The organism is Mycolicibacterium alvei (assembly GCF_010727325.1).
GTDB classification, from domain to species: domain Bacteria; phylum Actinomycetota; class Actinomycetes; order Mycobacteriales; family Mycobacteriaceae; genus Mycobacterium; species Mycobacterium alvei.
The window spans coordinates 4,065,313-4,088,789 of sequence record NZ_AP022565.1; the positions used below are offsets into that span (position 1 = coordinate 4,065,313).

Annotated in this window: 28 protein-coding genes, 3 tRNA genes and 2 pseudogenes; 17 read left to right on the forward strand and 16 right to left on the reverse strand. The window is 66.6% G+C overall.

The annotated features are described in order from the left end of the window. Positions 1-9: 9 nt before the first annotated feature. Both G6N44_RS19345 and hisC read right to left on the reverse strand, forming a co-directional pair. Positions 10-471: a DUF4334 domain-containing protein gene (locus tag G6N44_RS19345; protein ID WP_163666658.1), complete on the reverse strand. Its 462-nt coding sequence runs from the start codon at positions 469-471 to the stop codon at positions 10-12. After that, positions 468-1,550, reverse strand: a complete 1,083-nt coding sequence (hisC, locus tag G6N44_RS19350; RefSeq protein ID WP_163666660.1) for a histidinol-phosphate transaminase — start codon at positions 1,548-1,550, stop codon at positions 468-470. Before hisC ends, G6N44_RS19345 begins: the two co-directional genes overlap by 4 nt. Positions 1,551-1,638: 88 nt before the next feature. On the opposite strand from hisC, the gene G6N44_RS19355 reads away from it, so the two are divergent. After that, a tRNA-Ser gene (locus tag G6N44_RS19355) sits at positions 1,639-1,730 on the forward strand. Positions 1,731-1,767: 37 nt separating this feature from the next. Then, positions 1,768-1,843, forward strand: a tRNA-Arg gene (locus G6N44_RS19360). A 146-nt stretch (positions 1,844-1,989) separates the two neighbouring features. On the opposite strand, the gene G6N44_RS19365 is transcribed toward G6N44_RS19360, so the two are convergent. Both G6N44_RS19365 and G6N44_RS19370 read right to left on the reverse strand, forming a co-directional pair. Next, positions 1,990-2,403 (reverse strand): hypothetical protein, encoded by a 414-nt coding sequence (locus G6N44_RS19365; RefSeq protein ID WP_235682817.1) that lies wholly within the window; start codon positions 2,401-2,403, stop codon positions 1,990-1,992. 101 nt (positions 2,404-2,504) lie between these two features. Next, entirely contained in the window at positions 2,505-2,861 is a 357-nt protein-coding gene (locus tag G6N44_RS19370) for a Fe-S protein (protein WP_163666663.1), read from the reverse strand. Between the two features lie 41 nt (positions 2,862-2,902). Here G6N44_RS19370 and G6N44_RS19375 point away from each other — a divergent pair, with 41 nt between their 5' ends. Further along, entirely contained in the window at positions 2,903-3,400 is a 498-nt protein-coding gene (locus G6N44_RS19375) for a metallophosphoesterase family protein (protein ID WP_163666665.1), read from the forward strand. 36 nt (positions 3,401-3,436) lie between these two features. On the opposite strand, the gene G6N44_RS29250 is transcribed toward G6N44_RS19375, so the two are convergent. The 4 genes and pseudogenes from G6N44_RS29250 to G6N44_RS29910 form a co-directional block, all read right to left on the reverse strand. Beyond that, a complete protein-coding gene (locus G6N44_RS29250) occupies positions 3,437-4,063 on the reverse strand; it encodes a transposase (RefSeq protein ID WP_197907470.1) in 627 nt (208 codons plus the stop codon). A 20-nt stretch (positions 4,064-4,083) separates the two neighbouring features. Further along, positions 4,084-4,275 (reverse strand): hypothetical protein, encoded by a 192-nt coding sequence (locus G6N44_RS29575; RefSeq protein ID WP_235682818.1) that lies wholly within the window; start codon positions 4,273-4,275, stop codon positions 4,084-4,086. Further along, entirely contained in the window at positions 4,269-4,478 is a 210-nt protein-coding gene (locus G6N44_RS29580; RefSeq protein WP_197907525.1) for a hypothetical protein, read from the reverse strand. The genes G6N44_RS29575 and G6N44_RS29580 overlap by 7 nt, the downstream gene beginning before the upstream one ends. Before the next feature lie 110 nt (positions 4,479-4,588). Further along, positions 4,589-4,849: pseudogene (locus G6N44_RS29910) on the reverse strand (transposase domain-containing protein); the annotation flags it as partial. A gap of 100 nt (positions 4,850-4,949) precedes the next feature. On the opposite strand from G6N44_RS29910, the gene G6N44_RS19385 reads away from it, so the two are divergent. Then, positions 4,950-6,827 (forward strand): alkyl/aryl-sulfatase, encoded by a 1,878-nt coding sequence (locus tag G6N44_RS19385; protein ID WP_163666667.1) that lies wholly within the window; start codon positions 4,950-4,952, stop codon positions 6,825-6,827. A 27-nt stretch (positions 6,828-6,854) separates the two neighbouring features. On the opposite strand, the gene G6N44_RS19390 is transcribed toward G6N44_RS19385, so the two are convergent. Beyond that, positions 6,855-7,610 carry an SDR family NAD(P)-dependent oxidoreductase gene (locus G6N44_RS19390; protein WP_163666669.1) on the reverse strand — a complete coding sequence of 252 codons (756 nt, stop codon included), beginning with the start codon at positions 7,608-7,610 and terminating at the stop codon, positions 6,855-6,857. A 48-nt stretch (positions 7,611-7,658) separates the two neighbouring features. Here G6N44_RS19390 and G6N44_RS19395 point away from each other — a divergent pair, with 48 nt between their 5' ends. Together G6N44_RS19395 and G6N44_RS19400 are read left to right on the forward strand one after the other, a co-directional pair. Next, positions 7,659-8,267: a histidine phosphatase family protein gene (locus tag G6N44_RS19395; protein WP_163666671.1), complete on the forward strand. Its 609-nt coding sequence runs from the start codon at positions 7,659-7,661 to the stop codon at positions 8,265-8,267. A 9-nt stretch (positions 8,268-8,276) separates the two neighbouring features. Further along, the gene (locus tag G6N44_RS19400; protein WP_179964411.1) at positions 8,277-9,299 is read left to right on the forward strand and encodes a phosphotransferase family protein; all 1,023 of its coding nucleotides are present in this window, start codon (positions 8,277-8,279) and stop codon (positions 9,297-9,299) included. Between the two features lie 3 nt (positions 9,300-9,302). Here the strand turns inward: G6N44_RS19400 and G6N44_RS19405 are convergent, their stop codons facing one another. Beyond that, positions 9,303-9,719, reverse strand: a complete 417-nt coding sequence (locus G6N44_RS19405) for a LapA family protein (RefSeq protein ID WP_163666675.1) — start codon at positions 9,717-9,719, stop codon at positions 9,303-9,305. A gap of 115 nt (positions 9,720-9,834) precedes the next feature. Between G6N44_RS19405 and G6N44_RS19410 the strand changes: the two genes are divergently transcribed. From G6N44_RS19410 to G6N44_RS19430, 5 genes are read left to right on the forward strand one after another with little or no spacing between them, the layout of a single operon-like run. Continuing rightward, positions 9,835-10,767 (forward strand): ABC transporter substrate-binding protein, encoded by a 933-nt coding sequence (locus G6N44_RS19410; RefSeq protein WP_163666677.1) that lies wholly within the window; start codon positions 9,835-9,837, stop codon positions 10,765-10,767. Next, a complete protein-coding gene (locus G6N44_RS19415; RefSeq protein ID WP_163666679.1) occupies positions 10,764-11,870 on the forward strand; it encodes an ABC transporter ATP-binding protein in 1,107 nt (368 codons plus the stop codon). The genes G6N44_RS19410 and G6N44_RS19415 overlap by 4 nt, the downstream gene beginning before the upstream one ends. Before the next feature lie 3 nt (positions 11,871-11,873). Beyond that, positions 11,874-12,539 (forward strand): ABC transporter permease, encoded by a 666-nt coding sequence (locus tag G6N44_RS19420; RefSeq protein ID WP_163666681.1) that lies wholly within the window; start codon positions 11,874-11,876, stop codon positions 12,537-12,539. Continuing rightward, entirely contained in the window at positions 12,536-13,318 is a 783-nt protein-coding gene (locus G6N44_RS19425; protein ID WP_163666683.1) for an ABC transporter permease, read from the forward strand. Before G6N44_RS19420 ends, G6N44_RS19425 begins: the two co-directional genes overlap by 4 nt. Further along, positions 13,315-13,902: a putative glycolipid-binding domain-containing protein gene (locus G6N44_RS19430; RefSeq protein ID WP_163666685.1), complete on the forward strand. Its 588-nt coding sequence runs from the start codon at positions 13,315-13,317 to the stop codon at positions 13,900-13,902. Before G6N44_RS19425 ends, G6N44_RS19430 begins: the two co-directional genes overlap by 4 nt. Here the strand turns inward: G6N44_RS19430 and G6N44_RS19435 are convergent. After that, on the reverse strand, positions 13,865-14,770 hold the full coding sequence (locus G6N44_RS19435; protein ID WP_235683107.1) for a prephenate dehydrogenase: 906 nt from the start codon (positions 14,768-14,770) through the stop codon (positions 13,865-13,867). The genes G6N44_RS19430 and G6N44_RS19435 overlap by 38 nt on opposite strands. A gap of 137 nt (positions 14,771-14,907) precedes the next feature. On the opposite strand from G6N44_RS19435, the gene G6N44_RS19440 reads away from it, so the two are divergent. From G6N44_RS19440 to G6N44_RS19450, 3 genes are all read left to right on the forward strand, one after another. Further along, positions 14,908-15,414 carry a tRNA adenosine deaminase-associated protein gene (locus tag G6N44_RS19440; RefSeq protein WP_163666689.1) on the forward strand — a complete coding sequence of 169 codons (507 nt, stop codon included), beginning with the start codon at positions 14,908-14,910 and terminating at the stop codon, positions 15,412-15,414. Beyond that, on the forward strand, positions 15,411-15,866 hold the full coding sequence (locus G6N44_RS19445) for a nucleoside deaminase (protein ID WP_163666691.1): 456 nt from the start codon (positions 15,411-15,413) through the stop codon (positions 15,864-15,866). Before G6N44_RS19440 ends, G6N44_RS19445 begins: the two co-directional genes overlap by 4 nt. 48 nt (positions 15,867-15,914) lie before the next feature. Further along, positions 15,915-16,005: transfer RNA gene (locus G6N44_RS19450), tRNA-Ser, on the forward strand. A 39-nt stretch (positions 16,006-16,044) separates the two neighbouring features. Here G6N44_RS19450 and G6N44_RS19455 read toward each other — a convergent pair. Then, complete coding sequence (locus tag G6N44_RS19455; protein ID WP_163666693.1) at positions 16,045-16,587, reverse strand: nitroreductase family deazaflavin-dependent oxidoreductase; 543 nt, start codon at positions 16,585-16,587, stop codon at positions 16,045-16,047. Between the two features lie 249 nt (positions 16,588-16,836). Here G6N44_RS19455 and G6N44_RS19460 point away from each other — a divergent pair, with 249 nt between their 5' ends. Further along, entirely contained in the window at positions 16,837-18,192 is a 1,356-nt protein-coding gene (locus G6N44_RS19460) for a WS/DGAT/MGAT family O-acyltransferase (RefSeq protein WP_163666694.1), read from the forward strand. Between the two features lie 8 nt (positions 18,193-18,200). On the opposite strand, the gene G6N44_RS19465 is transcribed toward G6N44_RS19460, so the two are convergent. Together G6N44_RS19465 and G6N44_RS19470 are read right to left on the reverse strand one after the other, a co-directional pair. Continuing rightward, positions 18,201-19,496, reverse strand: a complete 1,296-nt coding sequence (locus tag G6N44_RS19465; protein ID WP_163666697.1) for a PE-PPE domain-containing protein — start codon at positions 19,494-19,496, stop codon at positions 18,201-18,203. Between the two features lie 105 nt (positions 19,497-19,601). Continuing rightward, positions 19,602-20,099 (reverse strand): lipoprotein LpqH, encoded by a 498-nt coding sequence (locus G6N44_RS19470; protein ID WP_163666699.1) that lies wholly within the window; start codon positions 20,097-20,099, stop codon positions 19,602-19,604. Between the two features lie 137 nt (positions 20,100-20,236). Here G6N44_RS19470 and G6N44_RS29915 point away from each other — a divergent pair. After that, a pseudogene (locus G6N44_RS29915) lies at positions 20,237-20,435 on the forward strand (haloalkane dehalogenase); the annotation flags it as partial. Between the two features lie 30 nt (positions 20,436-20,465). Here the strand turns inward: G6N44_RS29915 and G6N44_RS19475 are convergent. Next, the gene (locus G6N44_RS19475; protein ID WP_163666701.1) at positions 20,466-20,915 is read right to left on the reverse strand and encodes a lipoprotein LpqH; all 450 of its coding nucleotides are present in this window, start codon (positions 20,913-20,915) and stop codon (positions 20,466-20,468) included. A gap of 66 nt (positions 20,916-20,981) precedes the next feature. Here G6N44_RS19475 and tgt point away from each other — a divergent pair, with 66 nt between their 5' ends. Then, a complete protein-coding gene (gene tgt / locus G6N44_RS19480; protein WP_163666702.1) occupies positions 20,982-22,226 on the forward strand; it encodes a tRNA guanosine(34) transglycosylase Tgt in 1,245 nt (414 codons plus the stop codon). A gap of 14 nt (positions 22,227-22,240) precedes the next feature. Here the strand turns inward: tgt and G6N44_RS19485 are convergent, their stop codons facing one another. Further along, the gene (locus tag G6N44_RS19485) at positions 22,241-23,449 is read right to left on the reverse strand and encodes an MFS transporter (RefSeq protein WP_163666704.1); all 1,209 of its coding nucleotides are present in this window, start codon (positions 23,447-23,449) and stop codon (positions 22,241-22,243) included. Between the last annotated feature and the right edge of the window lie 28 nt (positions 23,450-23,477).

Sequence of the window (23,477 nt, forward strand, 5' to 3'; positions counted from 1 at the left end):
GGGCTCTCCCTAGACGCGCTGCAGATAGAAGTACAGGTAACGGCCGTCAGCCACCGCGCCCTTGCCGTTCATGATGCCCATGACGGTGTTGTCGTCGACCACCTTGAAGTGGTCGTGCACGGGGCGGCCGTCGTAGACCATGGTCGCGGTCACCTCGCCGCGGAACTCCTCCAGCCACAGGCTGGCCTCGCCGTTCATGGCCTCGGTGTTGGAGAACTTGTTGCCGTCGGCGTCCAGGCACACGAGCGGCTGGGCCTCGGCGGCCGAGTGGAACGTCTTGCCGAACCAGTTGAGCCGGTTCATGAACCCGTTGGCCTTGTGCCCGGTCTGGAATTCGCCGCCCTTCCACTCACCGAGCATGAAGTCGATGCCTGCGGGCCGCAGCAGCGCCCAGAACGCGTCGAGTTCGGCATCGGGGATCTGCCCCTCGCGGCTGACGAATCCGTCGAACGTGCCGCGTGCACCGTTCACTTGGTCTCTCCTGTCCGAGGCCCGGCGTCACCCGCGATCCAGCGCCGGGCGAACTCCAGGAAGGCGTCGTTTTCGTGCGGCGCCCCGATGGTGACCCGCACGCCGTCCTCACCGTACGGGCGCACGATGATGCGGTTGTCGGCGGCCCTGGCCACGAAGTCCCGGGTTCGTTCGGCCAGTGGCAGCCAGACGAAGTTGGCCTGCGACGGTGGTAATTCGTAGCCCGCCTCGAGCAGCGCGGCGCTGACACGGGTGCGTTCGGCGACGACGGCGTCGGTGCGGGCCATCAGTTCGTCGGCGGCTTCCAGGCTGGCGATGGCCGCGGCCTGGGACACGGTGGTCGCGCTGAACGGCACGTAGACCTTGCCCAGCGCGGTGACGATCTCCGGGTCGGCGACCGCGTAGCCGATGCGCATGCCGGCCAGTCCGTAGGCCTTCGAGAAGGTCCGCAGCACCACCACATTGCGGTGCGAGCGGGCCAGCCCGAGGCTGTCGGGTGCGAGCCCGTCGCGGATGTACTCCACGTACGCCTCGTCGAGCACGATGACGATGTGCGGGGGCACCGCCGTCACGAACCGGGCCAGTGCCTCGGGGTCGACCACGGTGGAAGTCGGGTTGTTCGGGTTGCAGACGAAGATCAGCCGGGTGCGGTCGGTGATCGCTGCGAGCATGGCGTCGAGATCGTGAGTCTGGTCACGAAGCGGGACCTGGATACAGGTCGCCCCGGCGGTGCGCACCTGCATCGGGTAGATCTCGAAACTGCGCCAACCGATGACCACTTCGTCGCCGACCGAGGACGTGATCTGTATCAGTTGCTGGCACAGGCTGACCGAACCGCAACCGACGGCGATGTTCTCGGGCGCGAATCCGACGTGCTTGGCCAGATGTTCACGCAGGTCAAGATAGTTGTTGTCGGGGTACCGATTGACGGTCTCGGCTGCTTTGGCGATCGCCTTGAGCACGCTGGGCAACGGCGGATCCACGGTTTCGTTGCTCGCGATCTTGATTGCGCCCAGGACAGTTTTGCCTGCTGTGTAGGCCGGAAGTTCGGCCATCTCCGGGCGCAAGCGGATACTCATTTGGTCAGCATAGGTGAGCTTGTGTACTGTGTGCCCTCGGCGGTTTCGGACGACAGGACGGAGTCCGGTACCCTCACAGAAGTTCAAGGGAGGCGTGCCAGAGCGGCCGAATGGGACTCACTGCTAATGAGTTGTCCCCCTTACAGGGGACCGGAGGTTCAAATCCTCTCGCCTCCGCCACGGTTGACTTGTCAACCGCACAACTGGATAACGGCAAGCGCCCGTAGCTCAACGGATAGAGCATCTGACTACGGATCAGAAGGTTAGGGGTTCGAATCCCTTCGGGCGCACCACAATAAGCGAGGCGCGGTCTACGGACCGCGCCTCGCTTTTGTTGTCGATTTGCTCGTCGAGATCGACGCCAGGGCTGTGATTCTGCGAAACAACAACCATGGTGTCGATTTCGGCGACGGGCGACGGGCGACGGGCGTGCAGGCCGCTACTCGGAGGCGACGGCGGCCGCGATGTCGACGGCTATTTCGCGCAGTACGTCGTCGGTGACGAACTGACGGGCGGCCTGACGGTCCAGCCGAAGCACGCAGACCAGGAGTTCGATGTGGCCGGCCACCTGGACCCGGGCCAGCTCCGGCGGAAGCTGCAGCCCGTGCAGGTCGGCGAGGAAGCCGCGAAGTACGGTGACGCGATCTTTCATCCACGGTGACCGGTCGGCCACCGTGGATGTCGATGTTTTCAGCTGCCCGATGTAGCGGCGTTGCCGCGGCTGCTCGAACGCGCCGTGGTGGGCTTGACGTGTGGGATCCGAAGGACGCGGACGGGTTCGGACCCGGTATTCACCGTGTGGTGAAGCGCATCCGGTGAATGCCGCCGTGCGCATGACCCTGGCTGTTGCCATGGCGTGTCTGTGACCCATCGTTCCCGTACCTGCCGACAATTGTGGTTTGCCAGTTAACTTTACGGGAACTTCTCAGGTTCAGCTCAGATTCATCCCGAGCGTCAGTTCCAGAGCACTGCGATCGCCGACGCGAGCAGGGGCAGTATGCCGGCGGCGATGAACAGACCCATGACTGGTTGCCCACCCGCGCGACGCTGGCGGGCCGTACCGATTCCGAGCACCGCTCCGAGCGCCACCAGGATGACCAGCTTGGTGCCGATCTTGGGGTAGTTCAGGACGATGCCGGCCGGCCAGGGGGCGGCCAGGGCGATTCCGGTGACCAGCGACAGCACCATGCCGTAGGTCATCACGGGGGTGATGAGAAAGCGCCGTGCCGCGGCCTCGGCGATCCAGGCGCCGACCATCACCGCGAAACCGATCAGATGTGCGTAAACGACTACGCTGCGTAGTAGCTCCATGGCCGGAGTGTAATGGCTCCCCTGACGTAGGCTCGGCTGACATGCGGCTGCTGCTGATCGCCGATACCCATGTACCCAAGCGCGCCAAGGATCTGCCGGCCCAGGTGTGGGACGAGGTGGACCGGGCGGATGTCGTTGTCCACGCCGGTGATTGGGTCGATTCCGCACTGCTGGATGTGCTCAGCTCGCGTGCTGCCCATCTGATCGGGTGCTGGGGCAACAACGACGGGGCCGAGCTGCGCAGGCGGCTGCCCGAGCGCGCCGACGTGACCCTGGACGGTCTGCGCCTCACCGTCCTACACGAGACCGGCGCGGCCACGGGTCGGGAGGCCCGGATGGCGCGGGACTATCCCGGCACCGACGTCCTGGTCTTCGGGCACAGCCACATCCCGTGGGACACCACCGCGAAAACCGGGCTGCGCCTGTTGAATCCGGGCTCGCCGACGGACCGCCGGCGCCAGCCGTACTGCACGTATATGACGGCGCGCATCACCACCGGGGTGCTGTCCGACGTCAGCCTGCACACGCTGGACCGTTAGGGCCAATGCCGCGCAGTTAAGGTCCGCGCCCTGTTGTCAACCGTCGAGGATTTCGATGGTGATGGCGGTTGTGTAGTTGGTGCGGTCGATGGCGCCTTTAGCCCGGTGCTTGGAAATGGCGCGTTTGACCACTCGGGGACTCGAGCGTGATCGCCGCGCTGGTAGCGGCTGGTTGAGGGCGGCGGCTCCGATGCAGCCGATCAGGTCGATGGTGGCGTCGGCGATCGTTGCGGCGGCGTGAATGACTTGGTCGCGGGCGGTGTTCAGGGCGACGGTGAGGCTCAGCCGGTCGGGGCCGATGTCGGGACGGGCCAGTGCGGTATCGGCCAGGGCGGTGCGCAGGGCCTGGTAGGTGATCAGCAGTGCGTAGACCTCTTGGGTGATGCCGGCGGGGGTACCCGCGCGCAGCACTCGTCCGCCCAGAATGGTCGATTTCAATTCCAGGTAGCTGGTTTCAATCTCCCACCGTTGATGGTAGAGCTCGACCAGTTCGTCTGCGGGATATTGCTTTTCGTCTAGCAGGGTGGTGACCAGGCGGTAGTGACCGTAGCGGGTCGCCCCGTCGAGCCGCACGCTGATGCGGGCGTCGATCACCCGCACGGTCACCGCGCCCATCCGTGCCAGCCACGTCCGGTCCGCCAGCGTCTTGATCGGGGGCAGCACACGGGCGTCTTTGCAGCGGATCAGCAACTCGGCATGGGTCGAGGCGATCTTTCCACGAGAGCTGTGACGGCGAAGTTGCGGTCAGCCAACAGCAGCATGTCTGGTTTCAGGCACCGCAGCAGCGTTGGTGCATAGGTGGTTTCGCCTACTCCGTAGGCGCCGAACACGGCATCGACGACGGTGCGGGTGCCACACGCCACGACCGTCAGCATGCGCAGCATCGGATACCGGACTCGGCGTCGGGGCGGCCGGTTTGGCGGCCGAACGCTGCGGCGTTGGCTGCACTGTTGGGCACGAACATCGAGGTGCCGTCGATCGCGCAGACCAACAGCCCATGCCAGCGCGTCGCGCCGACAGCCGGGCCGCGTACCAGGGTGAACAATTCGCGCAGCGGGGCAACTCCGACACGTCGCAATGCTTGTGACAGTGCCGAAGAACCCGGTGCGGCCACGGTGACCGGATCCAGGCGGCGACCAGCCGCGCCCAGACCTGCTGGTATCCGATCTCGGCGAACAACGCCCCGGCCAGCAGCAGGTAGACCACGACCCGCGAGGGCAGCACCCGAACACGGCGCTGTACGCGGCCGGTGTTCTCCAAGGCGGCATCTACAAGATCGGCGGACACGATCCGGGTCAACTCGCCCAGATGGCCCGGCGCGAACCGGCCCTGACGACCCGGTGGCCCAGGACAGATGACAGACTGAACAGACAGCGGAACTCCCTGGTGAGATGGTGTCTTTGGACGGACAATCCATCGATACCGGGAGTTCCGCTGTCCTACCGGCATCCCACACGGCGTGTCACAATTGCCACACCAGTCACACGCTTAACTGCGCGGCATTGCCGTTAGGGCTCCCGATCCCCGTTGAAGTGGCAGGCTCGTCAACATGGAGCAAAAGCCGCCCGCCGCCGTCATCGAGGCCGCCCACCGCACACACCTGACGAACCTGCCGTTGGCGGACACCCGAGATTTCGAGGACGCCGACCGCGGCTTCATCGCCGCGCTCGAACCGTGTGTGGTGAAGGCCGCCGACGGAAGGGTCGTCTGGGACAACGACGCCTATGCGTTCCTCGAGGGAGATGCGCCGACGTCGGTGCATCCCAGCCTGTGGCGCCAATCGCAGCTGTGCGCCAAACAGGGCCTCTATGAGGTGGTCGAGGGCATCTACCAGGTGCGCGGCCTGGACCTGTCGAACATCAGCTTCATCGAGGGCGATACCGGCGTCATCGTGATCGATCCGCTGATCTCCACCGAGACCGCTGCCGCCGCGATGGCGTTGTACCGGGCGCACCGGGGAAACCGTGCGGTCAGCGCCGTTATTTATACCCACAGCCACGCCGACCATTTCGGCGGTGTGCTGGGGGTGACGAATCAGGCCGATGTCGATGCGGGCAAGGTCGCCGTCATCGCGCCGGAACACTTCACCGAGCACGCGGTGCAGGAGAACGTCTACGCGGGCACCGCGATGGCGCGGAGGGCCGGCTACATGTACGGCGCGGCGCTGGCCCGCGGCCCGCAGGGTCAGGTCGGTTGCGGGCTGGGTCAGGTCGGCTCGACGGGGGAGGTGGCGCTGATCGTCCCGACCCTCGATATCCGCGAAACCGGGGAGACCCACACCATCGACGGCATCGAGATCGAATTCCAGATGGCGCCGGGCACCGAGGCGCCCGCCGAGATGCACTTCTACTTCCCGAAGTTCCGCGCACTGTGCATGGCCGAGAACGCCACCCACAATCTGCACAACCTGCTGACCCTTCGTGGTGCGCTGGTGCGTGATCCGCACGGCTGGGCGGGCTATCTGACCGAGGCCATCGACACCTTCTCCGACCGCGCCGACGTGGTGTTCGCCTCCCACCACTGGCCCACCTGGGGTCGCGAGCGGATCGTCGAATTCCTCTCGCTGCAACGGGATCTGTACGCCTACCTGCATGATCAGACGCTGCGCCAGCTCAACCAGGGCCATACGGGGATCGAGATCGCCGAGCAGTTCCAGTTGCCGCCGGCCCTGGAGACGGCCTGGCACGCCCACGGTTACTACGGTTCGGTGAGCCACAACGTCAAGGCGGTCTATCAGCGGTACATGGGTTGGTTCGACGGCAATCCAGGCCGGCTGTGGCCGCATCCGCCCGAGGCGCTCGGCCCCCGCTACGTGGAGGCCATGGGCGGTGCCGACCGGGTCGTCGAGCTGGCCAGCAAAGCCTTTGTTGACGGAGATTTCCGCTGGGCGGCAACGCTTCTCGACCACGTGATCTTCACCGATGAAAACCACGCGCGGGCCCGCGAACTGTACGCCGACGTGCTCGAGCAGCTGGCCTACGGTGCGGAGAACGCCACGTGGCGCAATTTCTTCCTGAGCGGTGCCACCGAACTGCGGGACGGAAACTTCGGAACCCCGACCACCTCGGCATCCCCGTCGCTGCTCGGGCAGCTCACTCCCGAGCAGATCTTCGACACCTTCGCGATCAACGTGAACGGGCCGCGGGCCTGGGATCTGGACCTGGCTGTGGATGTGACCTTCCTCGATGCGGCGGTCAACTACCGGCTCACCCTGCGTAACGGGGTGCTGGTCTACCGCAAGGCCGATGCCGATGCGGCGAGCGCGCAGGCCACCGTGAAGCTTGCGAACAAGCTGCGGCTGCTGGCCTTCGCGGCGGGCGATGCGACCTCACCCGGCCTGGAGGTCACCGGTGACGCCGACGCGTTGCCGTCACTGGTGGCGGCGCTGGATCGGCCCGATCCCGGATTCAACATCGTCACACCGTGAGGTGGACGGGGCATGGGCGTGCCTGCCTCAGGGCAGCCCGCCATCGACCCGCACGATGGATCCGGTGGTGAAGCTCGACGCATCCGACATCAGAAACAGTGCGGCGCCGACGATCTCGGGCGGGTTGCCGGCCCGCTGCAGGGCCAGGTGGCCGAACGGGTCGCCGGCCATGTCCCAGGCCTTGCTGACATCGGTGAGAAAGGGCCCGGCCATCAGGGTGTTGACCCGCACGGTCGGCCCGAACGCCTTCGCCAGTCCTTCCGTCATCGCGTTGAGCCCGGCCTTGGCCGCGGCGTAGGGCAGCATGTACTGGTCCGGCCGCAGCGATCCGGATGAGCTGACGTTGACGATCGTGCCGCCGCCGTCGGCCGCCATGCGCTCACCGAGCAGGGCCGAAAGCCGGAACGGACCTTTGAGATTCAGGTTGAAGACCGAGTCGAACAGTTTCTCGGTGACCGAGCCCAGCGATTCGTACAGCGGTGACATACCGGCGTTGTTGACCAACACATCGACCTTGCCGAACCGCTCGTAGGTCGCGTCGACCAGACCGTCGAGCTGATCCCACCGGCCCACGTGCACCTGATAGGGCAGGGCGGCACGGCCGGTGGCCGCGGAGATCTCGTCGGCGGCGGCCACGCAGGAGTCCAGGTTGCGGCTGGCGATCACCACGTCGGCCCCACACCGTGCCGCTCCCATCGCGATCTCGCGGCCCAGCCCGCGGCTGCCGCCGGTGACCAGCACCACCCGGTCGGTGAGGTCGAACAACTCGTCGGCATATCCCATGTGATGACCCTCTCCGGCCCTCGGACACCGCGGCCCTATGGTGGCACGGTGCAACTGCTTCTGGTCCGACATGCTTTACCGCTGCGTAGCGAGCCCGGTCAAGGGTCTGATCCCGACCTGTCCGCCGAGGGCATTGCCCAGGCGGAGCGGCTGCCGGCCGCCCTGTCCCGGTTCCCCGTCCGCCGGCTCGTCAGCAGCCCTCAGCGGCGCGCGATCCAGACCGCGGGACCGGTCGCCAAGGAGCTGGGTCTGCAGGTCGACGTCGACGAGCGGCTCGCCGAGTACGACCGTGACATGTCGCACTACGTGCCGATCGAGGAGATCGCCAAGGAGAACCCCGAGGAGCTGGCGCGGCTGGTGAGCGGTCACCTGCCCAGCAGCGTGGACGAGGACGCGTTCATGGCGCGGATCAGCGCCGCGGTCGAGGACCTGGTGGCGGCCGGTGACCATGACGGCACCGTCGTGGTGTTCAGCCACGGCGGGGTGATCAACGTGCTGCTGCACCAGATCCTGCAGACCCAGCGGCTGCTGTCCTTTCATGTCGACTACGCCTCGGTCACCCGGTTGCTGTCGTCCCGTTCGGGCAAGCTGGCCGTCGCCTCGGTCAACGGCACCGAACATGTATGGGACCTGCTGCCGCGAAATGTCCGGTGGTAAACAGTGACGGTGACAAATCTGGAGGGTCTCGATCTGACCGCCCTGGACCGGCATCTGCGTTCGGAGGGCATCGCCCGCAGCGGTGAGCTCCGCGCCGAGCTGATCGCCGGTGGCCGCTCCAACCTGACTTTCCGGGTCTGCGACGACGCTTCGGCATGGGTACTGCGCCGCCCGCCGCTGCACGGTCTGACCCCGTCCGCGCACGACATGGCCCGCGAGTACAAGGTGGTGGCCGCGCTGGCCGGCACCGCGGTGCCCGTCGCCCGGGCGGTCACGATGAGCAACGACGACTCCGTGCTGGGCGCGCCGTTCCAGATGGTCGAGAACGTCACGGGCCAGGTGGTGCGCAGCGCTGACGAGTTGGCTGCGATCGGCGACGAGCAGGTGATCAGCGACAGCGTCGACGCGCTGATCCGGGTGCTGGCCGACCTGCACGCGGTCGATTACGAGGCGGTCGGACTCGGCGACTTCGGCAAGCCCGCGGGCTATCTGGAACGTCAGGTGCGCCGCTGGGGTTCGCAGTGGGACCTGGTCCGCCTGCCCGACGATCCCCGCGACGACGACGTCAAGCGTCTGCACCAGGCCCTCGCGGATTCGGTTCCGGCCCAGAGCCGCAACTCGATCGTCCACGGTGACTACCGCATCGACAACACGATCCTGGACGCGCAGGATCCGACGAAGGTCCTCGCGGTGCTGGACTGGGAACTCTCGACGCTGGGAGACCCGCTGAGCGATGCCGCGCTGATGTGTGTGTACCGCGACCCGATGTTCAACCTGATCCTGAGCATGGAAGCGGCGTGGAGCTCACCGCAGATGCCTTCGGCCGACGAGTTGGCCAACCGCTATTCGTTGCAGTCCGGCCAGGACCTGGCGCACTGGGACTTCTACATGGCGCTGGCCTACTTCAAGGCAGCGATCATCGCCGCGGGTATCGACTTCCGTGCCCGCCAGGGCTCTGAGTCGCCGGGTGGCTCGAGTGTCGGCGCCGCGGTGGCCCCGGCGATTGCCTCGGGTCTGCGCGCCTTGAGCTGACCGTCAGTCGCGTTGAGCGGCCTTGTAGTTCTTCTTGGCCGCGCGGCGCAACTGGAAGATCCGCGCCGATCCGGCAGCGACGGTCAGCAATCCGCCGGCCACCGCGGCGCCCAGGATGGCCACGCCCGTCGGCAAGGACCAGTGCCAGGCCAGGAACGTCATCGGTACCGGTTCGGTGTTCTGTGCGATGAAGATCAGCAGCACGATCAACACCAGAAAACCCAGGATCAATGCTGACCAGAGCGCCCCGGCGCGGGTGAGCTTGGGCTCGGTGGCCTTGTCTGGTTTGGTGCCGGACTTGTCCGCCTTGGCAGGGGCCTTGCCGGCATCGCTGGCATTGCCTGGGTCGGGCGACGGCGGCACCGGCACATTCGGCGTCGGCTCAGGCACGTCGGGCGATGCAGACGGATCGCTGGTCATGCTGACATCTTTGCCCGTTGAGCCGTCAAAGCAAACACCATGGGGTAAATCGCGGCGGCATGTCGGCTCTGCCATTAGGGTCGGGGCAGGCTGAACGCGTCGAAAGGACGTGCGGATGCAGCGCAAAACCCCGGCCGTACTGGCCATATTGCTTGCGCTGTTGTTGTCTGCCTGCGGTAGTGCCAACCCGCTGGGTGGCGGACCGGTCTCGGGCGACCTGAAGTCGATCACCGTCGGATCGGCTGACTTCCCGGAGTCCAAGATTCTCGCCGAGATCTATGCCCAGGTGCTGGAGGTCAATGGCTTTCAGATCAGGAGGCAGTTCGGTATCGGTAGCCGTGAAACGTATGTACCTGCGGTGCAGGATCATTCGATCGATCTGATCCCCGAGTACACCGGAAACCTCTTGCAGTATTTCGACGCGGAGGCGACTGCCACCACCCCGGATGAGGTATTGATCGCGCTGCTGAAGGCCATGCCGGGTGACCTGTCGATCCTGTATCCCTCTCCGGCCGAGGACAAGGACACCCTCGCCGTCGCCGCCGAGACCGCCCGACGTTGGAACCTCAAGACCATCGCGGATCTGGCCGTGCATTCGGCAGAGGTGAAAGTCGGTGGACCGTCGGAGTTTCAGACCAGGCAGACCGGGCTGGTGGGTCTGAAGTCCCGCTATGGGCTGGACATTGCGCCGGTCAATTTCGTCGCGATCAGCGACGGTGGCGGGCCGGCCACCGTTCAGGCCCTCAACAGCGGTGCCGTCACCGCCGCGAACATCTTCAGCACCTCACCGGCGATCGAGCAGTACCACCTGGTGCCGCTGGAGGATCCCGAGAACGTCTTCCTGGCCGCCAATGTCGTTCCGCTGGTGGCTTCGCAGAAGATGTCGAATGAACTCAAGACCGTGCTCGACGCGGTGTCGGCCAAGCTCACCACCGAGGCCCTGATCGAGTTGAACACGGCGGTAGAGGGCAATGCCGGTGTCGACCCGGACGAGGCCGCCGGAAAGTGGATCAGGGACAACGGATTCGACAAGCGGGTGACCAAATGATCACCTTCGAGAACGTCACCAAGCAGTACCCCGACGGCACGGTCGCCGTCGACAATCTCAATCTGGAAGTGCCAGAGGGCACGCTGACGGTGTTCGTCGGCCCGTCGGGCTGCGGCAAGACCACCTCGATGCGGATGATCAACCGGATGATCGACCCCACCTCGGGCACTCTCACCGTCAACGGGGAGGACGTCAGCAAGGTCGATCCGGTCAAGCTGCGGCTCGGTATCGGGTACGTCATCCAGAGTGCCGGGCTGATGCCGCATCTACGGGTCGTCGACAACGTCGCGACCGTTCCGGTGTTGCGCGGGGAGTCCCGGCGCAGCGCCCGCAAGGCCGCGATCGGGGTGATGGAACGGGTGGGGCTCGACCCGAAACTGGCCGACCGTTATCCGGCACAGCTGTCGGGTGGGCAGCAGCAGCGGGTCGGGGTGGCCCGCGCGTTGGCCGCCGACCCGCCGATCCTGCTGATGGATGAGCCGTTCAGTGCCGTCGACCCGGTAGTGCGCGAGGACCTGCAGGCCGAAATCCTGCGCTTGCAAAGCGAATTGCGTAAGACCATCGTCTTCGTCACGCACGACATCGACGAGGCGGTCAAGCTCGCCGACCTGGTCGCGGTGTTCGGCCGCGGCGGGGCGCTACTGCAATACGCCGATCCGGCCTTTGTCCTGTCGAATCCGGCCGACGGACTCGTCTCGGAGTTCGTCGGGGCCGACCGGGGATACCGCGGGCTGCAGTTCCTGCATGCGAGCGGGCTGCCCCTGCACGAGATCAAGCATGTCGACGAGGACGACATCGACGCGCTGAATCTGGCGCCGGGAGAGTGGCGGCTGGTCATCGCATCCGGCTCGCCGTTCGCGTGGATCAACGCCGAGGGTGTCGAGGTGCATCGCAGAGGAAAAGCGCTCTATGACAGCACCATCGGTGGTGGTTCGTTCTTTCCGCCGGACGGCAACCTACGGCAGGCGCTGGACTCGGCGCTGTCGTCGCCGAGCGGGCTCGGGGTGGCGGTCGGCGAGGATGGGAAGCTGGTCGGGGGTGTGCGCGCCGACGACGTACTCGAGGCACTCAAGGAGCAGCGTCGCGTTCCGGAGCTGGGATAGCTCATGCGCTATCTGCAGAACCATCTCGACGACCTGTGGGTGCTGACCGTCGTGCACCTGCGGTTGTCGTTGGTGCCGATCGTGCTGGGGTTGTTGATCGCCGTTCCGTTGGGTGCGGCGGTTCAACGCACCACCGCACTGCGGCGGCTGACGACTCTCACGGCGAGCATCATTTTCACCATCCCGTCGCTCGCGCTGTTCGTGGTGCTGCCGCTGATCATCCCGACCCGCATCCTGGATGAGGCCAATGTCATTGTGGCGCTGACGCTTTACACCACAGCGCTGTTGGTGCGGGCGGTGCCTGAGGCGCTCGATGCGGTGCCCGGGCAGGTGCGTGACGCGGCGACGGCGATCGGGTACCGGCCGCTGGTGCGGATGCTCAAGGTGGAACTTCCGCTGGCCATCCCGGTGTTGGTGGCGGGGCTGCGGGTCGTCGCGGTCACCAATATCTCGATGGTGTCGGTGGGTTCGGTGATCGGCATCGGCGGTCTTGGCACCTGGTTCACCGAGGGCTATCAGTCCAACAAGAGTGACCAGATCATTGCCGGGATCATCGCGATCTTCGTGCTGGCCGTCGTCATCGACACCCTGATCCTGCTGGCCGGCAAGGCCATCACCCCCTGGACCAGGGCCTCCCGCACGTCCCGCCGAGTGAAGGCGGCCGGATGAATTTCCTGCAGCAGGCACTGGACTTCATTTTCACCGCCGCCAACTGGGCCGGGCCCGCCGGCCTGACCGCCCGCACCGTCGAGCACATGGAGTACACCGTCATCGCGGTGGTGGCCTCTGCGGTGATCGCGATCCCGATCGGCCTGCTGATCGGGCACACCGGACGCGGCACCTTCCTCGTCGTCACCGGGGTCAACGCGCTGCGGGCCCTGCCCACGCTCGGCGTGCTGCTACTCGGCGTGCTGTTGTGGGGACTGGGGTTGGTGCCACCGACGGTCGCCCTGATGCTGCTGGGGATCCCGCCGCTGTTGGCGGGCACCTATGCCGGGATCGCGAACGTCGATCCCGCCGTGGTGGACGCGGCCCGGTCGATGGGCATGACCGAGCGGCGGGTGCTGTTGCGGGTCGAGGTGCCCAACGCGTTGCCGTTGATCGTGGGCGGTCTGCGCACCGCGACGCTGCAGATCGTGGCCACGGCGACGGTGGCCGCGTACGCGAGCCTCGGCGGGCTGGGTCGGTATCTGATCGACGGCATCAAGGTGCGGCAGTTCCACATCGCATTGGTGGGTGCGCTGATGGTCACCGCGCTGGCGCTGATCCTCGATGCCGCGCTGGCGTTCGCCGTGTGGCTTTCGGTACCCGGTAGTGGCCGGTTGGGCGGTCGGCGCCGGATCCCGCAGCCGTTGCTCGGTGACGAGGTGGCGCTCGAGTCACGCTCGGCGGCCAGTTCCGGACTCGGCTACGAAGGCCGAGCGTCGTCGCATACGGTAGACGGGTGAGTGACCAGAAGGACGGTGCCTGGCCAGCAGTGTTGACGTGGCGGGCGCACGACGAACCCCGGATGGAGTCGGCTCGGGTTCAAGTGTCGGGCAACCGGATCAAGGCCTACGGCCGGATCGTGGCCGCCAGCACCGAGTCTCACCCGGCGTTCTCGGCCTCTTATGACCTGGTCACCGACGAGACCGGCGCCACCAAGCGGTTGTCTCTCACGGTCACCCTCGCCGAGCGGGAACGCCAGCTCTCCATCGCCCGCGACGAAGAGAACATGTGGTTGGTGCAGGACCACACACAGACCAAGCGCTCGGACTTCGGCGGCGCGCTCGATGTCGACGTGGTGTTCAGCCCGTTCTTCAATGCTCTGCCGATCCGGCGGACCGGCCTGCATCAGCGGGCCGAGGCGGTGACCTTGCCGGTGGTCTACGTACGGTTGCCGGACTTCTCGGTGGAGACCGCCAACATCAGCTACACCAGTTCCGGCCCCGGGTCCCCGGTGAAGCTGCGCTCACCGGTCGCCGACACCACCATCACGGTGGATTCCGAGGGCTTCATCCTTGACTACCCAGGACTGGCAGAGCGGATCTGATCACCCCGCCGGCACGTCCGGCCGCGGCGAGCTCGGCCCGCCAGTTGCCCGTGCCCACCACCGTGGTGATGATCTCCGGGCGGGCGAAGCTGTCGTAGCGCATCCGCGCGGCGTGGCCCGTCTCGACCAGTTCTGCCGCTGATCCCGTGGCCGCCAGGGTTTCCTTGGCACGGCTCAGCAGTTCGATGCCGTGCTCGAGCGCGGGCAGCAGTTGTTCGGCGTTGGCCTCGCACATGGCCCGCACCAGGTCCGGTGCCGTGGCCGCCACCCGGGTGCCGTCGCGGAACGATCCGGCGGCCAGGGCGAAGGCCAGCGGAACCTCACCGGCGATCACTGCCAGGGTTTCGGCGAACAGGTGCGGTAGGTGCGAGATCGTGGCCGCGGCGGCGTCGTGCTCATCGGAGCGGGCCGGCACCACGACGGCGCGGCAGTCCAGGGCCAGTTGGGCCACCTGGGACCAGATCTGCGGGTCGACGTGGTCGTCCACACTGACCACCCACGCAGCCCCGGTGAACAGGGCGGCGTCCCCCGCAGACCAGCCGGAATGCGCCGTACCGGCCATCGGATGCCCGCCCACGAAGTTCTGCACGAGGCCGGCCCGCTGCACCTCGGCGAGCACCGCGCCCTTGACGCTGGTGACGTCGGTCAGCGGGCACCGGGGTGCGGAGTTGCGGATATGGTCGAGCATCTGCGGCAGGGCCGGCATCGGCACCGCGAGCACGATCAGCGCGTCGCGGTCCGCGGCCCGGCGCAGGGCCTCGTCAAGGTTCTCGGTGGCGTCGAACCCGTCGACCTTGGCGGCCGCGACGGCCTCCATCGACCGGTTGTAGCCGAAGACCTCACGGCCGGCCCCCGCGGCGGCGCGCATCAGCGAGCCACCGATCAGGCCGAGGCCCACCACGCAGACGGGTGTGTTCGTCACGCATCAAGGTTGGCATACCGACCCGGCCGGGGCCGAGGGCGATCCCTGTCAAAATTGCTGGTCGGCGACTACCGTAGGCGGGCATGGGAGCACAGCGTGCGCCGGCAGACCAGCCCGATGGCTTCGGGGTGGCCGTTGTCCGGGAGGACGGCAAGTGGCGATGTGCGCCCATGCGCTCCTCATCGTTGAAGAGTCTGACCGCGGCCGAGACCGAGCTTCGTGAGTTGCGCAGCGCCGGGGCGGTCTTCGGGCTGCTCGATGTGGACGACGAGTTTTTCGTGATCGTGCGGCCCGCCCCCGCGGGTACCCGGTTGCTGCTGTCGGACGCGACCGCGGCCCTGGACTACGACATCGCTGCCGAGGCGCTGGAGACTCTGGACGCTGACCTCGAAGCCGAGGACCTTGAGGACACGGACCCGTTCGAGGAGGGTGACCTGTCGGTGTTGTCCGATATCGGTCTGCACGAGGACGTGCTCGGCGTGATCCTGTCCGAAACCGATCTGTACGCCGACGAGCAGATCGGGCGGATCGCCCGCGAGATGGGCTTCGCCGATGAGTTGTCGGCGGTGCTCGACCGGCTCGGACGGTGAGTTCTTCCGACGAACAGCTGATCCGCGCTGCGCTCGATGCTGCCCGGACGGCCGGTCCGCGCGACGTGCCGATCGGCGCGGTGGTGTTTGCCGCGGACGGCACCGAGTTGGCCCGTGCTGCCAACGTCCGCGAGGCCACCGGGGACCCGGCCGGGCATGCCGAGATCGTCGCGATGCGCGAGGCGGCCCGGGTGCTCGGCGACGGGTGGCGACTGGAAGGTGCGACGCTGGCCGTGACCGTCGAGCCGTGCACGATGTGCGCGGGTGCGCTGGTGCTGGCCCGGGTGGCCCGGGTGGTGTTCGGGGCGTGGGAACCCAAGACCGGGGCGGTCGGCTCGCTGTGGGACGTGGTGCGCGATCGCCGGCTCAATCACCGGCCCGAGGTCCTCGGCGGGGTTCTGGCCGACGAGTGCGCGGGTCTGCTCGAGGAGTTCTTCGCGGCCCAACGGTGAGACCGGCACGATTAGGGCCTGCGGCGCTCGCCCGGTAAGCTGCCACACGGTGGCGTGTCCGAGCGGCCTAAGGAGCACGCCTCGAAAGCGTGTGACGGGTAACCCCCGTCCGAGGGTTCAAATCCCTCCGCCACCGCCACAAAATCTCCCCATCCGGTTGTCCAGGTGGGGAGTTTTTTTATGCCCGCCCATCGGCTGACAACCGCAGCACCGGGATGGTCCTGACCCCGTCGGTGCGCTGCTCATAGGTGTGCCAGCCCTTGTTGAGCCGCTCGGCGGCCAGGGCGTAGAGCCGGTCGCGATCTGCCCCGGTGGCCTGACGGGCCACGAACCGTCCACCGCGCGGTCCGATGTGCAGCTCGCATTCGGGATGCGCGAGCAGGTTGTGGTACCAGCCGGGGTGACGTTCGAGCCCGTAGTTGGAGGCGATCAACACCACGTCGTCACCGTCGGTGAAGTAGGCCAGCGGGCTCTCGTACTGCTTGCCGCTGCGCGCGCCGGTCGAGGTCAGGACGAGCACCGGGATGCCCTGACTCAACCGGATCCGCCCGTGGGTTGCGCGCATCACCGGGGCTTCGCGCGGTACGACGAACCGGCGCCAGAACGCCGCGGCGCGCTCGGTGGTGAACAGCTTGCCCCCGGCCAACCAGGCCAGCTCGCGCTTCCACAATGGGCGAGCTTCCAGATCGACTCGGGGGATGCCGTTGAGCGTGGCGGACATGGTGTGGCCTTTCAGATCCGCGTCCACGGGGCGAACGCGGGATGGTGACGCAGCAAGTCGTTGTAGCGCGGACCCTTCGTTCCCGGGACCGCAGGATGACGGTGGCGACCAGATCGAGCGCGTGTTCGTCTGCGCGTTCGCTTCGGCATGTCTCGATCCTGGATGTTCGCGGGGACCGGTGCATGAGTAGTCGGCTACTTGTTTTGCCGACTTTCGCCGGGGCCTGCCTTCTCCGCGTTGAATGGGTTCATGGAGCTGATGTCGCCGACCGATTCGATGTTTCTGATCGCCGAGACGCGGGAGCACCCGTTCCACGTCGGCGGCCTCGCGCTCTACCGGCCACCGGCGGGTGCGGGCCCCGAATTCGTGCGCGAGTTGTACGACGAGATGGTCGCCCACACAGTGTTTGAACCGCTGTTCCGTAAGCACCCGGCGACGATTCTGGGCGGCATCGCGAATGTCGCCTGGAGCTATGACGACGACGTCGACCTGGACTACCACCTCCGCCGCTCGGGTCTGCCGGCCCCGGGTCGGGTGCGTGATCTGCTGGAGCTGACCTCGCGCCTGCACGGCACCCTGCTCGACCGGCACCGTCCGCTGTGGGAGGCCCAGCTGATCGAGGGGCTGGCCGACGGGCGGTTCGCGGTGTACACGAAGATGCACCATTCGCTGATCGACGGGGTTTCGGCGATCAAGCTGTTGATGCGCACGCTGTCGGAGGATCCCGACGACACCGAGGTGCGGGTGCCGTGGTCGCTGCCGCGCCGTAAGCGGCCGCACCAGAGCGCGTCGATGAGGCGGACAGTCACCGACACCGTCGGCTCGGTTGCCGGGCTGGGGCCGTCGACGGTCAAGCTGGCCCGTTCGGCGCTGCTCGAACAGCAGCTCACCCTTCCGTTCGCGGCACCCAAGACGATGTTCAACGTGAAGATCGGTGGTGCTCGTCGGGTCGCGGCACAGTCATGGCCGTTGGAGCGGTTCCAGCGGATCTCGCGGGCGGCCGGGTTCACCGTCAACGACGTGGTGCTCGCGGTCTGCGCCGGAGCATTGCGCGCCTACCTGGTAGAGCGGAATGCACTGCCCGACCGCCCGTTGATCGCGATGGTTCCCGTGAGTCTGCGCGACGAACACGAGGCCGACGCCGGGGGCAATCTGGTCGGCACGGTGCTGTGCAATTTGGCCACGGATCTGGAAGACCCGGTGGACCGGCTCGGTGTGATCGGTGAGTCGATGCGGGGCAACAAGAAGGTGTTCTCCGAGTTACCGCGGGTTCAGGCCCTGGCGCTGTCGGCGATGATGATCGCCCCGCTCGGCCTGGCCGCGGTTCCCGGTTTCGTCAGGGCCACGGCGCCGCCGTTCAACCTGGTGATCTCCAACGTGCCCGGGCCGCGAAATCCGTTGTACTGGAAGGGTGCTCAGCTGGACGGCAACTATCCGCTGTCGATCGCACTGGACGGGCAGGCGATGAACATCACCCTGGCCAACAATGCCGACAACCTGGATTTCGGTCTGGTCGGTTGCCGGCGCAGTGTGCCTCATCTGCAGCGGATGCTCAGCCATCTGGAGGACTCGCTCAAGGCACTGGAGGTCGCGTCGGGCGCCTGAAGGTTGACCTAGGCAGCCTTGTCGGTGTCTGACGCCCGTTGCAGCTTGGCCAGGTGCTTCGGTTCGGACTTGGGCTTCGGTTTGACGGCGTCCCTGACGTTCTTCGCGACGTCCGACATGGCGTTGCGCACATCGTCGCGCCGTTGGGTGGGGGTGCGCTTGACGGGCTTTTTCGGGGCTTCGTTCTTGGCCGCGATGCGGTCGGTGGTTGCCGAAGTCACCGACGGCGGGGTCACCGAAGGCGATGTGGTGGAAGACAATCCGCCCTTGAAGTTGTCGGCACCTTCCTGGATGGCACCCGGGAGGGCGGTCACGGTGTCGACGATGCGTTTCGGCGGGGTGATCAACGAGAAGCGGGTCGGTGTCGCGGGATCGGAGTAGTCCCGGTCGGTGTAGCCCATGTCGACGCCCAGCTTGAGCGTCGGCTCGATCGCGCCGAGTACCGGTTCGGTGAAGGCCGTGGCGTTGAGGGTGGTCGACACGTCGCGGATCGGCTGCAGCAGCGGCAGATGTTCGGTCTTGACCAGGACGTAGGTGTCGGTGCCGCCCCCGGGCTTCGTGACGGGCTTCACGATGACCGCGTCCGGATCGTTGAGGTCGGCGGCATCGGGGGTCGGGTCACCGTGCAGATACAAGAACCCGGCCGCGGCGTTGGCCAGCGAGAGCGGGTTGGCGTAGGCCGGGAAGTCACCGACGGGGTCGTACTCGATGGTGAGGAAGGTCTGGTCGTACGACGTCGGCGCGGACGCTCCGGTGCTGGTGAATCCGAGGAGGCTGAGCGGACCCAGGTTCGGGAAGCGGGCATAGATGCCGCCGTTGGGAACCGTGGGCGACGCGATGAACACGAATTCGATGTTTCCGCCGGGGTCGACGGGGTCTGCATTGAGTTCGCGTTTGTACTTCTCGGCGACGATGGTTCCCTCGGAGTAACTGACGATGTAGATCGTGCCGTCGGCGCCGACCGCCGTCCGGGCTTCGGCGACTGTGTCGATCAACGGCTGGCGTCCCTCGGCCACACTCTCATCGATCGGCAACGTGGCCGGATAGTTGACGCCATAGAAGCGATCGTCGGCCGGTCCGGCGTACCCGCCGTTGTACGGGACGTACTGACCGTCGAACTTCTTCTGGACCCGGTCGCTGGTCGGATTGTCCTTCCCGCCCACACCGACCACGGCAGCGTTGCCGGGCAGAGTGGCCGCGAACGCGTCGGCGACGTGGCCGAAGGCGAGCACCGCGGTCATGCCCGCGGTGGCACCGGCCAGCGCGACAGCGGATGAAGGCCGGCGGGTCCGGTGATCGGCCACGGTGCTCCTCGGATCGAATGGGCAAGACGGCTGAGAACAGAGCGTGGGCCCGGGATCAGTCCGGGCCCACCCTATGTCAGATATTTGCTAGATATGAGATTTCGGTTACGGGCAGGCCACTTCGAGCTCGAAAGGCTTGGTCACCGGGTTCATTCCGTCCACACCGGTCGCGTCGCCCTTGATCATGTACTTGTTGCCGTCCTTGGTGGCTGCGGCGCTTCCGCCGGGCACACCGGGCGTGTATCCGAGGCTGACGCCGTCGATGTTGCCCAGCGCCAGAGCGGTCACTGACGGCTGGTCGCCCTCACTGAGTGTGGCGCTGACTCCGGATGTGCCCTGCCCGACAGTGAGGCTCACGTTGCCTGCGACCGTGGCGCATACGACTGTGCCCTCGAGCTGGTGCTCCTTGCCGTCGATGGTGACCCGGGCCGTGCCCGTGCCGGTTGTCGCAGTGGCGTCGCCGGCCTCGACCGAGGCTGTCGTCGACGCCGTTGCGGGGGACGTCGTTTCGGCGCTGTCTTTCTTGTCGCCCGAAGAACAGCCGGACAAGCCTGCGACAACGATCGCAGCGCCACCGACGGCTACCAGGAACTCACGCTTCACAACTGCTCTCCTCACGGTTGTGCAGCCCGTCTCCAGTGGCGGACTGTCAGGCAGAAGTATTCGGGTTTGTGCAGGTCGTGGGCGTGGATTTGGACGAATTGTTCATAGTGGCCGCGGGCGGCCGTAAGTTCAGCGCCGTGCGGATATTGCGCACTCCCGATGCCTGCTTCGGTGAGCTGCCCGAATTTCCTTACCCGCCAGAGTATTCCGAGATCGATGACGAGACGGTGGCCGCTTGCGGGTGGCTGGGTGCAGGCCGGTCCGCCAGACGCCGATCCGATCATGTTGTTGCATGGGGAACCATCTTGGTGGTTTCACCATCGGTGGATGATCCCGCATCGAGGACGCGGCGATCGTGAACTTTCCTCAGGGACAGGTGACGGCAATGTCGAACGGCATGTCCACCGGTGAGCCCGGCTGGTTGGGATCGATGCCCATGCCGGTACCGGTGATCGTGTAGCCCTTACCGTCGCGTGCGGCAACCACCGGAGCACCGGACAGGCCGGACAGGTAGGTCAGCGATGCTCCCTCGCCGTTCACGTCGCCGATGTTGACCGATTGGACCACCGGGGCCTCGCCGTCGGTCAGCACCACGGAGGCCGGCATCTTGCCCTTGATGCCGATCGTGGTCAACCCGTTCTGGCTCTCACAATCGACGCTGGTGACGGGACCGGCGTCGTTGGGGCCAAAGGTGACCCGGCCCTGGCCGGTATTCCCCGAAGACTGCGAGTCCTGAGAGGAGCATCCGGCGACTGCGGCCAGAAACACAGCACATCCGGTGGCGACGACGATTCCGCGGTTCTTGACCAAGTTCACGCCCGCAGTATGGCCGCGTCCGCCCCCATGACGGAAATCGGACGCGCATCCGGTTGAATACCAGGTGTGGACCAGCCGTATTTCACCGTGGAGGCCGAGTTGCCCGGCCGACTCGGCCGGGTCGGGACCATTCACACTCCGCACGGCGATATCCGCACTCCGGCGTTCATCGCGGTAGGGACTGCGGCCACCGTCAAATCGGTGCTCCCCGAGACCATGAAACAGCTTGGTGCCCAAGCGATCCTGGCCAATGCCTACCACCTCTACCTGCAACCGGGCCCGGATGTCGTGGCCGAGGCCGGCGGGCTCGGGGCGTTCATGAACTGGCCCGGCCCGACGTTCACCGACAGCGGCGGCTTCCAGGTGATGTCGCTGGGTGTCGGGTTCAAGAAGGTTCTGGCGATGGACACCGAGCGGCTGCAGGCCGACGACATCATCGCCAAGGGCAAGGAACGGTTGGCGCACGTCGACGACGACGGTGTCACGTTCCGCTCGCATCTGGACGGCTCGAAACACCGGTTGACCCCGGAGGTCTCGATCGGCATCCAGAACCAGCTCGGCGCCGACATCATCTTCGCGTTCGACGAGCTCACCACGCTCGTCAACACCCGCGCCTACCAGGAAAGCTCGGTGCAGCGCACCCATGCGTGGGCGGTGCGATGCCTGGCCGAGCATCACCGGTTGCAGGCCCTGGCGCCGGAGCGGCCGCGGCAGGCGCTGTTCGGGGTGGTGCAGGGTGCTCAGTACGAGGATCTGCGTCGGCAGGCCGCGCGTGGGCTGGCCTCGATCGGGCAGGAAGACGGCGCCGCCGAGGGGCTGAGCTTCGACGGCTACGGCATCGGTGGCGCGTTGGAGAAACAGAACCTGGCCACCATCGTCGGCTGGGTCAGCAGTGAACTGCCCGCGGACAAACCCCGGCACCTGCTGGGGATCAGCGAGCCCGACGACCTGTTCGACGCGGTGGCCGCCGGGGCAGACACCTTCGACTGTGTGTCCCCGTCGCGGGTGGCCCGCAATGCGGCGGTGTACTCGGCAACCGGGCGGTTCAACATCACCGGGGCCCGGTACAAGCGGGACTTCACCCCGATCGACGCCGAATGTGATTGCTACACCTGCGCCAACTATTCGCGCGCCTATATCCGGCACCTGTTCAAGGCCAAGGAGATGCTGTCGGCGACGCTGTGCACGATCCACAACGAGCGGTTCGTGATCCGGCTCGTCGACCAGATCAGGGCATCGATCCTCGCCGGTGAGTTCGATGAGCTCCGGTCGCATGTGTTGGGACGGTATTACGGTGCCTCCGTGCGCTGAGCGGCGCTCGTGCCTCACTTCGTCACGCTGGCGTGGCACTCGGCGACGGCAGCTGCGCTAGCGTGACGGTCGGTGGCGGTGAGGAGTATCGCGAGAGCGATCGCCGCGGCGGTGACACCCGCGGTCGCCGGCCAGCCCAGCCACCCGACGGCGGCCGCGCCGAATGCGGTGCCCAGGCTGCCGCCCACGAAGTACACGACCATGTAGGCGCTGTTGAACCGTGCCGGCGCGGCCGGTTCGATGGCCAGAATTGTGCTCTGGTTGGCCACTTGGGCGGCGAACAGTCCGGCGTCGAACACGGCCAGGAAGACGAGGGTGGCCGCGGGATTCGACAGACTCCCGCCGAGGGTGACCGCGCCGAAGGCCGCGACGACCAGGCCGATCATGATGACTCGTCGTGCGCCCACGCGGTCGGTCCACACCCCTGCGATGCGGGTGGCGACGATGCCCAGTAGCCCGGCGAGGGCGTACAGACCGATCCGTTCGGCTGAATAGGAGTACGGAGGCTGCGCCAGGGCGACGGCGAGGCCGGCCCATACCGCGCAGAACGCGAAGAACCAGAGCGCGCCGCGGACCGCGGCGATGCGTAACGTCGGGAATCGCAGGTACAGGCCGGGCAGACCGCGAAGGGTCGCCAGATAGCTGCCCGTGGCGGAACCGGCCGTGGCGGGCAGGGTCCGCCGCGAGACGAGTGCGGCGATGACGCACGCGAGGGCGAAGGCGAGCAGGCCGCCCCGCCATCCCGCCACGTCCGTCAGCCAGCCACCGGCGATCCGGCCGCCGATGATCCCGGCCGAAATGCCCGCTGTCACAATTCCCAGCGCGGTTGCCCGGTGGCCCTCCGGGACGAAGCGCGCGATGATCGAACTCAACTGCGCGCCGACGGTGGAACAGGCGCCGATCACTCCGACGGTGAGCCCCAGGACCCACAGGGAGCCGGCGGCGGCATTGGCCGCCAGGACCACGGCCAACGCGCCGAACTGCGTTGCGAGGACATGACTTGGCGGAAATCGGTCGACGAGCGGTACCAGTATCGCGAGCCCCAACAGGTAGCCGACCGGACCGGACGCCAGCGCGATTCCGACGTGGGCAACCGAGATGTCAAGACTGTCAGCGACATCGGATATCGCCGGTTGGAGTGGATAGATCGCTGCCGTGCCAAGCGCTGCGGCAATCGCAATGAACCACACGGTGATTCGGTCTATTTCTGGCTGCGGTGTCATGCCGGAGACGTTATGAGTGCCCGCGCCG